Consider the following 14,043-nt stretch of genomic DNA (forward strand, 5'->3'; position numbering starts at 1 on the left):
GATGAAAAAAATTATTACTTTCCTGGCACTGATGCTGCCGACGCTGGCCTTTGCCCAGTGGCGTGTAGGTGCCAACGTAGGACTGTCCTTCAACCATCCCACCATTGACAAGCAGTACATGACCGACCTGGAGTACAAGGACCGCTACGGTGTGACCTTCGGTATGATGGGACAGTACGACTTCAACGACTGGCTGGGTGTGCGTGCCGAACTGGACTGGACGCAGAAGAATTATCGTCAGACACGTGTTGTCTTTGACGACCAGGACTACAAGTATACGAACAACTATCTCCTGATGCCGGTCATGGCATCGTTCGGTTTCGGTGGTGAGAAGCTCCGTGGCTTCTGCAACGTCGGTGTCTATGGCGGCTACTGGCTCAACAGCCATCGCAAGGGCACGGATGTCAATAATGTCTCGCACTATACCTATTCCTTCGACGAGAAGGTGGAGTTCGACAAAGACCGCGACCAGCGCTGGGACTGCGGCTTCGTGGGCGGCCTGGGACTGGAGTACCGCTTTGCCAAGCGTTGGGGCGCTCAGGTGGAGGCCCGTTACTACTACAGCACCACCAGTTTCTGCAAGGAACAGCCCCACTTCAAGGACAAGCGCTACCACTCTACGCTGGGACTGCAGGCAGGAGTGATGTACTTCTTTTAGTGGAAAGTTGAAAGTTGAAAGTGGAAAGTTGAAAGTTTAAAGTTGAAAAGTTATGAAAAATAAGATAATGATTTTAGGAGCGATGCTCCTGCTGGTGATGGTCACCAGCTGTCGCGAAGAGAGCGACGCCGTACAGAACTATGCCTTCAACGACGGACTGGCATTCGAAGAGGCTAAGGAAAGCTATGCAGGGAAGTTCAAGGTGATGTGGAAAGCCCTCGACCAGAACTATGGCATCTGGGACTATGAACGCAGCCTGGGGCTTGACTGGGATGCTGTATATGACGAGTTCCTGCCCAAGTATGAGGCCCTCGACAAGCGTGACGACGTCACAGATGACGAACTCAGGAAACTGCTCGAAGAAACCTTGGCACCCCTGCACGATGGCCACTTTGCCGCACAGATGGAAAATCACCAGACGGGCGGCTCCGTCCTGGTCGTTCCTGGCAACACACGCGACCAGCAGCGCGATGACTATGAGGCTAAGGAGAATACCACACACTATCTGTCAGCCTATCTCCCCACTCAGTATGGCGGCACTGGCGACCAGATTCTGGAGTACAAAGATGCCGATACTCAATTCACAGGTATCTTCATGACAGTTTATAAGACTCCCGGTATCGGCTATCAGTGGGCAAAGGCCCATGTCAACGACCCTGCCTTGGAGGACTACCAGAAGCATGCGCTGCAGGCCTTCGTCAAAGACTTCGATAATTTATACAACCAGCTGATCAATGGTCTTGATATGGAGACTGGTATTCTGATGTACGACGAGCTGTTAGCCGCCAACCAGCATCTCGAAATTCCCGGACTCATACCGAGCGATGCTTTCGGCAACTATGCCGTTAGCGCCAAGTATGCCCTCTTCAAGAACAACATCGCCTACTTCTTCTTCAGCGGTTTCTACCTCACGCCCTATCTTGATGACGAATATTTCAAGGCAATCTTCGGTGGGAAAGATGCGGTCACCCAGCTACTCGCCCTGACGGTGCGTCAGGCATGGAAGGCGTGGTTCGACAAGGTACAGGAACTCCATGCCAGCGGCCAGCTCAAGGGCGTTATCATTGACGTGCGCAACAATGGCGGTGGCATGCTCAACGACTTCCAGTACGTGTTGGGAAGTATGTTGCCCAGCGGCGGCTTCGAGGTATCATTCTCACGTTTCAAGCGTGGCTTGGGCCGCTACGACTACTCGCCGCTGTCACCCTTTAAGGTAAAGACCCTTGAGACAGCCCACGAGACCATCACCGAACCGATTATCATGCTTGGCAACTGCGGCTCCGTCAGCATGGCGGAGATGACCACCCTGGGTTGTCAGCAGCTGCCCAACGGCATGCTCATCGGCAAGCGCACCCATGGCGGTCTGTGCTCACTCACTACGGACCCCAGCGTATACTATCAGAACTATTCCGGCATTATAGGCGAACGTGGCAAGACCCCTGTCTATCTCTATATCCCCCATATGACCACCTTGACCAAGGAGGGGCAAATCCTCGAGGGCGTAGGTCTTACCCCTGACATCGAAGTGGACTTCGACGTGACGCTCTACAAAAGCACTGGTCGTGACACTCAGTTGGAGCGTGCCCTTCAGTACTGCACCACTGGCCAATAAATTTATTTTGGCGACAATAATGGCGAGCGAAGATAGCAAAACGCGCATCTTCGCTCGCTTTTTGCATATTTTACGAGGGAAAACGATGAATAATTGAAAGATAATGTGTACCTTTGCAGCGAAATTTTTAAAATATGCGACACTCCCTTTACCTCATATTATTATGCGCAGTGCTGACCATTTTGGGTTGTACTGGGAAACAAGCTGATGCCGGCGAGGAGAAGATGACCGAGGCCCAATGGACGGCGCGGCACTATCATGAGTTGGGCATGGAGTATGACTTCCAGCGGCACCAGATGCGGATAGCTGAGCTGTACTATCGAAAATCCTATGAGATACTGAAAAATGACCCCTCGCAGGCATGGGATATCTATGGCGACGCGGGCTACCGCTATGCCTGTATGCTTATTCAGCGGGGCGACATGGAGGGTGCGCTGACCGTCATTAATGAAATACTGAATAAATCGGAGGGCAATGACGATTTCCCCGGCTCACAAAAAGCTTTCCTATACTCTCTGATGGCACAGTGTCAGTTGCACCTGGCGATGCCTGAGGCCGCGAAACAGACCTTCGGCAAAGCCTATGAGCAGCAGCTGAACGTGTTGGGCGGCAAGGAGAAGGGCGATTTTAACCTGGCTATTCTATGCAACAACATTTTCTTGTCATTCTTCGAGATGGGAGAATACGAAGAGGCAGGGAAGTGGCTTGGCCACTACGAGGAGGAATTACGTGCCTGTGAGCGACTAGGCGTTGGCGACTCACTGATTATCCTAGAGCACAACGGACTGTTGGCGCTGTACAAGGCGCAATACCTGCTGGCTACGGGCCAGGCCAATGAAGCCGCCGCCGTTTTTGCCAACATACCGAGTGATCAGCTCGAAAACCCGTCGTGTATCGAGACAGCCACCGCCTATCTTATGGCCGCTGGCCGCTATGCCGAGGCCGCCGACATGTTTGACCGCCTTGATACCACCTTCGCAGCCATTGACAGCTCTGCCTTCACCTTTGATGTCATCAGCGTGAGCCTTGCCCCACGCTATATGGCTAACCGCCGTTCCGGACGTGTTGCCGAGGCGCTGGCGTTGGCCGATAAGACGTTTGCCGCTATCGACTCTGCCCTGGCATGGCAGAAGCAGAACGATGCTGCCGAGCTGGCTGTCATCTACCAGACACACGAGAAGGATCTGGCCTTAGAGGAGTCAGAGGCTCGGGCCACCATCTATCACATCATACTTTTCAGCGCCGTCATCATCATCCTGCTCATCGCCTACCTGCTGCGCCGCGCCTATACCTACAACAAGGTGCTGACGGAGAAGAACCGCCGACTGCTGGCCGATATAGAACAGCGTGAGCAGGAACAGCAGCAGAGCATCGAACTGTTGAAAGCAAAACCGGAGGATGTGCTCACAGCCGAGCAGCAGCTCTTCCGTCGTATCTGCGACCTCATGGACTCGTCAGACCATATCTATACCGATGCCGACCTCGACCGTAACCGCCTGGCCCAGCTCCTCGGCACCAACGAACACTACGTCACCGATGCCATCAGCACCTGTACTGATGGTAAGAGCGTCAACGCCTTCCTCAACGAGTACCGTCTGCGCCATGCCGCCCACCTGCTGGCCACTACCGATGATTCTATAACGGTCATTGCTGAGCTCTGCGGTTTCTCTCGCAGTTCGTTCTTCCGCATCTTCAGCGATGCCTACGGCATGTCGCCCTCAGATTATCGTCGGGTAGCAAAGAAATAACAAAAACGCCCATTTCATCGAAATAGTTTTAGCCTGGCAATTTCTGCCAGGCTTACTTTTTCACGTTTTGAGACTTTATTTTCCTACCGTGGGACTGTTGTTTCCTGGAAACAGCCTAATTTTGCACACAAATAATGTGTGCGAAGCTTATGGATATGACACTTATCTTCACAGTTGCGTTGGCCGCCGCCTTCATCGTGGTGGTGCTGGTGCTCGTGGCCATCATCATATACCAGCGTTGGCGTATTGGCGACCAAAACGTTTTCATCGAGCGCTTCATCCGTCAGAACGAAGAGCAGCGTCAGAAGATGCGTAAAGCAGGAATACTATAATAAATTATAACCATAAAAATATATATAACAATGCGAAAGTATTTCTTTCTGATGTCAATGGCCATCATGATGCTGGGCTTCACCGCCTGCAGCGACAACGATGACACCCCGACGACGAATCCGACAGACCCCAAGGCCCTAGTGGGCACATGGGTAGGCGACCTCACGGGCAAGACTTTTTCCATTTGGAGCTACGGAAAGGCGTGGAACGTGTGGATGTTCAATGCCGACGGCACGGGCGTGTGCGACACGTACTTCCTGGCGGGCGAGGAGCCTGTCGCCGTGCAGCACCAGCCATTCACCTACACTGCCGAGGACGGCAAACTGGTCACGGTGATGGACGACGGCTCTTGGGACTGGACGTATCAGGCCGTGGATGGCAAACTGACAATAGACTATGAGGGCGGCAGCACCATGACCTTCGACAAGGCCGATGCTGCCCAGGCCACCCAGTTCAACGAGTGGAGCAAGCGGAAACTGCTGTCGGTGCCCGGCCTTCAGGCACGCTATACCATCTTCGTCTATGGCAACTGCGGCGGCAAGATGGATGACATCATTGAGAAAGGCTTCTGGGAGTCGGTCAGGCCCTATCTGAAGGACTCGACCAAAGTGCGCGTGGCTGTCCTCTACAAGTACGGCCGGAACACCAGCAGTCAGATGACCGACGACGGCGATGTGGTGTGGTTCGAACTGAACAGCGAGACCGACCTTGACCGCTTGCACGAGGAGGGCATGAATGTGCTCGGTATGCACACCGAGGCCATCGCCACCAAGCTCTACGACCCCAACACCATCCACCAGTTCATCGAGTTCAGCAGCCTGTTTTGTCCTGCCGAGGAATATATCTTCACCATCTGGGGCCACGGCAGCGGCTTTGCCCCGATGAACGACATCCCGGACAAGTATCACGAAAATCCTGCTGCCACACGCGGCGTCATCGGCGACGAGTGGAACAACGATGAGCAATTAGATATGTACGAACTCACGCAGGCCATCAAGGCCACAGGTCGCACCCCGTTCAAGGCCATCTTCTTCAACAACTGTCTGATGGGCAACATGGAGTCGCTCACCGAACTGCGCGACGTAGCCGAGTACATTGCCTGCTCCGCCCACCTGCTCTCAGCCGATTACAGCGTGCTGCCCGCCTTCATCCGAGGTCTCATCGAGAAAGATGATGTGGAGGATGCCTTCGCTTACATGCTCAGCGACATCACCCCCGGATGGCAGAAGAGCTATAAAGATGATGAAAACCTATTCTATAACGGTGACTTTAAACTGCTGCGCACCAGCGAACTGGACGGCATTATCGATGTCACACGCCGACTGGCCGACCGCCTTGTCGCCCTCTACCCGTCGCAGCAGGAGGCCATCGACCTCGCCACCAAGCAGGTTTACCGCTTCTACACCGCCAACGACAACCCCGAGAAATGCTATGTCCATCCTTTCTTCGACCTCCAGGACTATGCTGACAAGCTGGCCGCCAACACGGGCGATGCCGAACTGACAGCCATTGCCGCCGACCTGCGCATGGCCTTCGGCAAGGCCATCCTCCAGTACGCCGACGTCAACTGGAGCGTGCAGCACCTCGACCACTACAGTCTCAGCGTCAGCCTCTACCATCAGAATGACTATAATTACGACTTCATTGGTGCTGGGAATGCCGTTAAGAGCAATATCGGCGAGGGCTACGAGCAGTGTACCTTCCACAAGCTGACCGGCTGGGGCAATTTCCTTCGCATCAACACCTGCCTGCCCTGGGGCAATCCTACCTGCGGTGGCGGCGGACCAATTCGAGAATAGACTAAATATTAGTTCAATAAGAAACTCCATAATATAAACTAAAATTTAAAAACAACAATGAAAAAGATTATGATGACCCATGCAGCCGGAAGAACGGTGCTCACCTTCTTCTTTTGCTGCGCAATGATTTTAACCATTTTCACTTCGTGTAAAGATGATGAAAATGAAAGTATTAGCGACTACGCGGCATACGGTGTGAAAGTTTACACAGGATCTTCCATCAACAGTAACTGCGATGAAGTCGTAGAACAGATGAGAGATGCCCTGGACAAAAAAATGGAAGGGAAGATGAGTGGGAACGCGGGTGGCGATAAATGCATCTGCAAGCGTAATGACAACAATGCTATCAGTATCTGCGACGAGGCTTTCCAGAAAGCCAATCGCTCTGGTCGTTTCAGCATCGTGCTGCAGGTGACTCCCCTCGGTAATGGTGTTAATGGCTCAAATAACGAAACAACCGATTTAAAACTCTTTCAGAACTTGTAAACACATAAATAATCTATAATTAGTATCCTATGAAGAAGTTATTTACGGCCGCAGTTGCCTTAATCTGCATCACAATGGTTGTCGTGTCTTTCACCGCATGCGGCGACGACGATAATGAAACCAATGGATCCCCCGCTCAGACACGTACGCTGTCGGCAGCAGAAGTATGCTACATGGTCCACATGCCCAACAATGGCCGGAAAATCTGCGACTATATCGTCTCCTACATTGATGCCGACGGCCAGGAGAAAACTGGAATGCTGGCAGACACCGCATGGGTGAAGAAGATTACGGTCAAGAATTTTCCGTTCACCGCCACCATCAAGATGAACGTTCAGCGCAACGGAAATGAACTCACCGACAGCAGCTATAATTTCAAGGTCTATTACGCAGTTTACTCCATCACGAGCATCTTTTCCGACGGCACGAAGGAGGTGAACTACAAGGATCTAACGCCCTCGTACGATGGTCAAGCCTGCAAGGCAAATAAGGCAGAGGCGTATATCGCAGAGCGTCTGTCGGTGCCCGGCCACCTGAAAACGAAATCCATAGACCTCTCCACTAACGGCAAGGTCCTGTATTTCCAGAAGGGGAAGAACTAAGTCCTGCCCAAAATCGCCCATTTCATCGGTAAATTACTAATTACGAATTAAAAATTCGCCGGTGTAGTGCCGGTGATTTGGCGGAAGGTGCGGTGGAAATACTCACGGCTACTGAATCCGCAGTAGTTAGCCACCGTTTCCAACGACCAGTCGGAATGCTGCTTCAGTATCCGCTTGGCCTCCTCTATGCGCAGCGTCGTCACCAGTACTGCCAGCTTACCGTATTCCGACTGCCGTAGCCACTCCTGCAGCTGCCGTTGCGGAATGTCCATCTGGCGGGCCACGATGCGCAGCGTCAGGTTGTGCTCGCGGTAGTGACCAGCGGCAATCCAGCTGTCAAGTTTAGAATTTAGAACGGAGAATGTAGCGCTCGAGCTTTGCTCGCTTGCTACATTCTCCGTTCTACACTCTTCAATGGCATCCGCTTCTTCCACCCTCGTGATATCCTCGCTGATGCCGTAGCTGTAAAGGCTGATGGTGCTATAGGCGATGGCGAAGAAATAGGCGATGGAGAACAATACCAGCGGGGCGCCCTCCATAAAGATGACCACCGGCACGAAGAAGGCCAGCACCGCCATGGTTTTCATGCTCCATCCCATCCATCCGAACAGGTCGCGGCGCGAGCGGTCGAAATATTCATCAACGGCCTGCTCCAGCCGTTTGTAGGCAAAAAACTGGTGTTTGAAGATATAGCTCTGCATCAGCAAGTATAGCATGCCGCCCGCATATTCCGCCATACGCAGCAGGGTAGACTCCTCGCTTAGGGGCACGCCGTCGAGCAATGCCGTACCTATCAATATGATGACCGACAGGGCGCAGATGCCGCTGACCGTCAGCCATTCCCTCCTGACTACGTGTCCCTGTCGTTGTACGTAGAGTATGGCCATGCCGCAAAGCAGCGATGCCGGCGTGAAGAAGAGTAGGTTGCAGCATACGGCCTGGGTGACGCCCATCTGTCGGAATCCGAAGATATATTGCAGCAGAAACTGCACGGCGATGAGTCCTGTGCCGGCCGCCATCAGCCATCGTGCCCGGGTAAAACTGCTGCGATGGATGGTGCGGTGGGGTACGCATGCCATCAGCATCACCGACAATATCATCATTGTCAGCATACCACTAATCTGCATCTCTCCAATCGCAATCATGCGTGCAAAGTTACGAATAAACGAGCGAAATACGAAAGGAAAACTTGTTTTTCTTTTTATTTCCGAGTGAAAGGTAACTCGGCGAAGCCAAGTTACACAAAAAATGTTAAATAGCAAAGAAACTGTGAAAAAATCGCGTTTTTTTCACACCTATGCCCCGTTTTTTTCACACCAAGTGCGTTTTTTTCACACCTTATTTTAAAAATAATGTGTAATTTTGCGGCCAAAATCAACAAACCAATTAAAAATTTATGACCAGTTTAATCATCGACATCCAGTCAATGCCCCTGTGGTTTTCCATCCCACTCGGCATCGTCTATCTGGCAGCGCTTGCCTATTTCATTTACACCCTCTGGCACTACCGCCGCAAGAACAACATCATCCTGCTGCTGTTTACCATTGCATCGCTGGCGTCGGGGCAAAGTGCGTGGGCCGCAGAAAAGACCGTGACCTACACCCTCGACGGCACCTGGGGGGAAAACTACGTAGTCAACTTAACCGCCACCGCCTCTGGCGACGCCACCGGCACTTACGGCACCTCGTGGAACTTCCAAACCGACTTCACCGCCAGCGTCACCCTCGCCAACGGCATCAAGCTCAGCTTCGGCTCCAACAAGTCCGGCAACGCCATGGCCTGGCAAGACGACTGCTTGCGGATAGAGTCGCTGGCCGGCACCACCAACGGTGCCTACGTCTCGCTGAGCCACGACGGGTATTACATCTACCACATCACCCTGAAGGACTACAACGACAACCTCATCACGGAGGCCTGGACGACGGAAAAGAGCTACACCTACCGCGCCTCCTTCATCCGACTGAAGACCATCGTCGTGGAGTACGACAACTACATCCCCTTCACCGGTGCCGTCATCACGGGTATCAACAATGTGTACGCCGTGAGTACCGAGGCCGTCGCCCCCGCGCCCACCGTCACCTGGCACGGCACGACGCTCACCAAGGGAACGCACTACACCCTATCCTACCAGAACAACGAGGCACCTGGAACCGCCACCATCACCGTCACCAGCAAGGGCATCTTTTACAAGGGCGCCAGCATCAGCAAGAACTACACCCTGCGCTGGGCCCAGTACACCGTGCGCTTCCATAAGAACGACGGCGGCAACCCCGATGCCACCACCGACCAGAGCTTCACCTACACCGAGCAGAAAGCCCTCACCGCCAACGCCTTCACCCGCGAGGACTACCTATTCGAGGGCTGGAACACCCAGGCCGACGGCAATGGCACGGCCTACACCGACGGCCAGAGCGTCCAGAACCTCAGTGCCACCGACGGCGCCGTCGTCCACCTCTACGCCCAGTGGCGGCAGGGAGGCGGCTCCTGCGGCGACAATGCCCATTGGAGCTACGATGACAACGGCACGCTCAGCATCACCGGCACGGGCGGCACATCCGATTTCTCTGTGGGCAACCGCCCCTGGGAGCAATATAAGGACGCCATCACCACCCTCTACATCGGCGACGGCATCACCTATATCGGTGAAGATGCTTTTACCACATGCCGCAACCTCGCCACCATCACCGGCGGCAACGACCTTACCGATGTCAAAGCATTAGCCTTCAAAAACACACCATGGTACAACGCCGCCATATCAAAAACCACCGCAGTTACCTATCTCGGCCACGTTGCATACTGTGGCACGAACGTCACGAAAAGCAATGTTACCATTCAAGAAGGCACTGTCCGCATTGCCAAATATGCCTTTGTCATGAATCCGCACATCGACTACGTCACCATCCCCGCTACCGTGACCAGCATCGACGACTTTGCCTTCTACGATTGTATCGGCCTCTGGGAAGTGAATGTCCTCGGCTCTACGCCGCCTACGCTCGGCGACAATGTTTTTTACCTCAATAGCTCCCACTCCCGCACCTTCAATGTGCGCAGCGCCGACTATAAGACTGCCGACGGCTGGGCAGACATATTTAATAATACGGGCGAATACCAGGACTACGACAACTTCCAGATACGCGTCGTCAGCACCCTCGCCCTGCCCGACGGCGTGAATGCCAGCGCAGACGACGCCGAAAAAGTCACCATCGACGGCACCGACTACTACGCCGAGAATGCCGAGATTACCCTCAGCGGCCTTGGCGCAGAGCACACCACTGGCGACATTACCTACCGTAGCCGCGCCACAATCAACTACGACAACGTCGACGCCAATGCCGGTGGCCAGGCTACCTTTACGATGCCCGCTGCCGACGCCACCGTCACCGTTGCCGACTTCCCCTATGCCGTTAAGTATATCGACGAGGACGGCACCAAGCAGACCTGCGAACACCCCACCGTAATTGAGAGCAGCAACAACAGTCAGACCCTCAATAACAGCAATGGGTGGTATGTCGTTCTCCCAGGCGAGGTCACCATCAGTGGCCAGCTCTATTTCGAAAACAGTGACGCCTACCTCATCCTCTGCGACGGGGCCACTCTTACCGTGAGCGACAATTTTAATGCCATCCAAGCCAAAGATATAACTATCTATGGCCAGACCCAAGGCAGCGGCACCGTCAATGCTATTGGCGACTTATGTGGTATCGATGCCCATGATATCAACATCAACGGCGGCACCGTCAATGCCACCAGCGGCGCCTACGGCATCAAAGCCGAAATCCTCAACATCAACGGCGGCATCATCAATGCCACAGGTAACATATACGGCATCAATGCCGGCAGAATTATTCTCGGCTGGACCAACCCCACCGACCACATCTACGCTAATAGCTACTATGTCAGCGGCACCATCAACGTGAATTTCGGCCAGACGTTCTGGAACGGTACGGAGATTTTGAGTGGCATGCTCTATTATTACAACGGTGACGAACCCACCGGCGACCTCACGAAACTGAACGGTAAGACGCTCGAACCCTGCAACACCATCCCCTTCATCATCGACGGCACCGCCATCCTCCTCGACGATGACAGCGCCCAGCCCGACGGTTATAAGAACGCCGACCGCATTGCAGCCCTCGCCGACGGCCAGCCCCACGACATCATGCTCCTGGGCCGCACCCTCTACCGCGACGGCGACTGGAACACCCTGTGCCTGCCATTCACGGTCGACGGCCATAATAACTCCGCAAACAAACTGTTCTACAATGCTGCTATCATGAAGTTCGACTACAGTTATTGGTACGACACTAACGGCAAAATATTTGACACCAACACAGATGGCAGCCATCGCAGCGGAGAGGTCGAGAATGGCAGCCTCTACCTCAACTTCAATTTCGGTGAAAATAACTACATCGAAGCTGGCCGCCCTTATATCGTAAAGTGGCCCGACACCGAGCTTGACAACGTGGAGGACCCCGTCTTCCAGGGCGTCACCGTCACCAGAACCACCCCTAGCTACTATACCACCGAGGAGGGCCGCGACCCCCAGACCGGCCTCGGCAACGTCACCTTCCGCGGCACCTACAGCCCGATTGACTATACCGAAGACAACCACAGCATCCTGTTCCTGGGAACTAACAACACCCTGTATTATCCCGAGGCAGGTGCACACCTCGGCGCCTTCCGCTGCTACTTCGAGCTTGGTAATGGCCTCACCGCGGGCGAACCCAACAGCGCGGTGCGTGGCTTCAACCTGAACTTTGACGAGCAAGGCACACAGACAACAGGTATTATAGGTCACACAGATATCACAGATAACACAGATAAGGCTGACGCCGCATGGTATTCGCTCGATGGTGTAAAGCTCGATTCTAAGCCGACACAAAAAGGCCTATATCTCCACGGAGGACGTAAAGTCGTAATAAAATAAAATCTGTGCGATCTGTGCGATCTGTGTGACATAAAAACTCTGTGTGACAATAAAAAAAACAATAATAAAATAATGAAAAAAAGATTCTTAACCATCATCATTGCCCTCCTCTGCACATTCGCAGGGAGCTGGCAGACGGCATGGGCCGACACTCCCATCACCTACGGCGGACAGGAATACACCCTCTTCGACAGCGAGGGCTACTACACAGCCACTGCCGGCAGCGAGGTCCCGTCAGCCTACACCTATGATTACCTCGTGGACAACGTCATTGTTCCTGATCTGTATGGCCTGCCCTACAAGTACACCTACTGGTTGACGGAGGACGAGAACGGCTTCACCCCGAAGTTCATCGAGTTCTACTCTGCCAATCCTATCGTACCTAAGGGCTACCGCCTGCGCACCGCCTGCAATACGAAGGACCATCCCAACCGCCGACCGAAGTCGTGGACACTGAAGGGCAAGAAGCACGCGGGCGACGCGGAATGGACCGTCCTCGCCACCGTGACCGACGATACGTATCTGCCCGCAGACAAGGAGAAATCCTACGACTACTGGCTCACCAGCAACGCCGATCCCTACCAGTATTTTCGCTTCGAGGTGACCGATATTCAGGGTGCCGAGGTCATTCAGTACTCACCGAACATCACCCGCTACAGAATGGAGCTGGCCGACCTGCAACTTATAGGCAACAACTACAGCGCCAACACCGACCTGGACTACGCCACCATCGAGGGGTTGAAGCATTACTACGCATACGACGAAGGCAACGACATCCCTATCGACATCACCGTAAAGGACATGGGTGGTAACACGCTGACGAAGGACACCCACTACACCGTCAGCTATACATACGACAGTAATTCCGTCACCACTGTGAACGCCATCGGCAATTACACGCTGACCATCACGGGCGCTGGTTCGTACACCGGCCAGCAGACCGCTAGCTTTAAGGTTTATCAAGCCCTCGCGGGCTACGGCACGGAGACCGAACCCTACATCATCGCCGATGCCAACGACTGGTATGTCTTCGGAAAATATATCCATGAAAACGTGGACCATATGGCTGAAAAGTATTACAAGCTTGCTGATGACTTCGACAACAGCAACGAACCTATCACCGAGATGATTGCCACAACCAAGAAGGATCCCAATGATGGCAAAACGATCCATGCGCCCTTCTACGGCACGCTCGACGGCAACGGCCGAACGCTTCACATCGACCTCAAAGGCGATAGTGAAGACGGCTGTGCGCCCTTCCGCTACCTCGAGGGTGCCACCATCAAGAACCTGACCGTTGCCGGCAGCGTTGCCACCTCGTCGAAATTCGGTGCCAGCATCGCCGTTAACAATCTGCCTCACGTAGGTTATATCAACGGCACTGAAATCATCGACTGCTACAGCAGCGTCAACATCACCAGCAGCATCAATGGCGACGGCACCAACGGCGGTTTCGTAGCCGTAAACCAAACCGGCGGCAAGCTTGCCTTTACCCGCTGCGCTTTCCTCGGCAGGATGCTCGGCAGTACAGCCGAATGCAATGGCGGCTTCGTGGGCTGGAACGACAACGGCGCCAACCTCATCTTCATCCAATGCGTCTTCGACCCCGTATGGGTATCCATGAGCAACACCGGCAGTAAGACTTTCAGCCGCTACAACACGAACGCCCCCAGTTTAGACCTTCAGTCCTACTTCACTTACGCCGGATGGGGAACGGATCAAGGCACCCAGGCTGTCGCCTTGACAACGGCGCCCGCCGACCTCGGCAACGTGGTTTCAAAAGAAGGCACAATGACGCTCTATGAGAACGCTCTGCTGTGCGGCGGCAAATACTACGTCACCAATCTCAGTCTCTACGACAACGCCTCTAACGCCACC

Annotated in this window: 10 protein-coding genes; 9 read left to right on the top strand and 1 reads right to left on the bottom strand. The window is 53.8% G+C overall.

What is annotated here, in order from left to right:
• Window position 1 precedes the first annotated feature (1 nt).
• The 7 genes from Q0R57_RS08680 to Q0R57_RS08710 all read left to right on the top strand — a co-directional run bounded on the left by Q0R57_RS08680 (window position 2) and on the right by Q0R57_RS08710 (window position 7,238).
• Entirely contained in the window at window positions 2–658 is a 657-nt protein-coding gene (locus Q0R57_RS08680; protein WP_294746117.1) for a porin family protein, read from the top strand.
• A 52-nt stretch (window positions 659–710) separates the two neighbouring features.
• On the top strand, window positions 711–2,270 hold the full coding sequence (locus Q0R57_RS08685) for a S41 family peptidase (protein ID WP_294746120.1): 1,560 nt from the start codon (window positions 711–713) through the stop codon (window positions 2,268–2,270).
• Window positions 2,271–2,440: 170 nt separating this feature from the next.
• On the top strand, window positions 2,441–4,018 hold the full coding sequence (locus Q0R57_RS08690) for an AraC family transcriptional regulator (RefSeq protein ID WP_294746123.1): 1,578 nt from the start codon (window positions 2,441–2,443) through the stop codon (window positions 4,016–4,018).
• A 155-nt stretch (window positions 4,019–4,173) separates the two neighbouring features.
• Window positions 4,174–4,350 carry a hypothetical protein gene (locus Q0R57_RS08695; protein WP_294746090.1) on the top strand — a complete coding sequence of 59 codons (177 nt, stop codon included), beginning with the start codon at window positions 4,174–4,176 and terminating at the stop codon, window positions 4,348–4,350.
• 30 nt (window positions 4,351–4,380) lie between these two features.
• Window positions 4,381–6,150, top strand: coding sequence for a clostripain-related cysteine peptidase (locus tag Q0R57_RS08700; protein WP_294746126.1), 1,770 nt, complete (start codon window positions 4,381–4,383; stop codon window positions 6,148–6,150).
• A gap of 57 nt (window positions 6,151–6,207) precedes the next feature.
• On the top strand, window positions 6,208–6,636 hold the full coding sequence (locus Q0R57_RS08705) for a hypothetical protein (protein ID WP_294746129.1): 429 nt from the start codon (window positions 6,208–6,210) through the stop codon (window positions 6,634–6,636).
• A 29-nt stretch (window positions 6,637–6,665) separates the two neighbouring features.
• On the top strand, window positions 6,666–7,238 hold the full coding sequence (locus Q0R57_RS08710) for a hypothetical protein (RefSeq protein WP_294746132.1): 573 nt from the start codon (window positions 6,666–6,668) through the stop codon (window positions 7,236–7,238).
• 47 nt (window positions 7,239–7,285) lie between these two features.
• Here the strand turns inward: Q0R57_RS08710 and Q0R57_RS08715 are convergent, their stop codons facing one another.
• A complete protein-coding gene (locus Q0R57_RS08715) occupies window positions 7,286–8,383 on the bottom strand; it encodes a helix-turn-helix transcriptional regulator (protein ID WP_294746135.1) in 1,098 nt (365 codons plus the stop codon).
• 251 nt (window positions 8,384–8,634) lie between these two features.
• Here Q0R57_RS08715 and Q0R57_RS08720 point away from each other — a divergent pair, with 251 nt between their 5' ends.
• Window positions 8,635–12,165, top strand: a complete 3,531-nt coding sequence (locus Q0R57_RS08720; RefSeq protein ID WP_294746138.1) for a leucine-rich repeat protein — start codon at window positions 8,635–8,637, stop codon at window positions 12,163–12,165.
• 72 nt (window positions 12,166–12,237) lie between these two features.
• A partial coding sequence (locus Q0R57_RS08725) for a hypothetical protein (RefSeq protein ID WP_294746141.1) occupies window positions 12,238–14,043 on the top strand: 1,806 nt, incomplete at its 3' end.

It is taken from the genome of uncultured Prevotella sp. (assembly GCF_946407605.1).
Classification (GTDB): domain Bacteria; phylum Bacteroidota; class Bacteroidia; order Bacteroidales; family Bacteroidaceae; genus Prevotella.

Bases quoted from the DNA above. Each gene is read 5' to 3' on its own strand.
- Q0R57_RS08680 (WP_294746117.1), top strand. From the start codon at position 2: ATGAAAAAAATTATTACTTTCCTGGCACTGATGCTGCCGACGCTGGCC.
- Q0R57_RS08685 (WP_294746120.1), top strand. From the start codon at position 711: ATGAAAAATAAGATAATGATTTTAGGAGCGATGCTCCTGCTGGTGATG.
- Q0R57_RS08695 (WP_294746090.1), top strand. From the start codon at position 4,174: ATGACACTTATCTTCACAGTTGCGTTGGCCGCCGCCTTCATCGTGGTG.
- Q0R57_RS08700 (WP_294746126.1), top strand. From the start codon at position 4,381: ATGCGAAAGTATTTCTTTCTGATGTCAATGGCCATCATGATGCTGGGC.
- Q0R57_RS08705 (WP_294746129.1), top strand. From the start codon at position 6,208: ATGAAAAAGATTATGATGACCCATGCAGCCGGAAGAACGGTGCTCACC.
- Q0R57_RS08710 (WP_294746132.1), top strand. From the start codon at position 6,666: ATGAAGAAGTTATTTACGGCCGCAGTTGCCTTAATCTGCATCACAATG.
- Q0R57_RS08715 (WP_294746135.1), bottom strand. From the start codon at position 8,383: ATGATTGCGATTGGAGAGATGCAGATTAGTGGTATGCTGACAATGATG.
- Q0R57_RS08720 (WP_294746138.1), top strand. From the start codon at position 8,635: ATGACCAGTTTAATCATCGACATCCAGTCAATGCCCCTGTGGTTTTCC.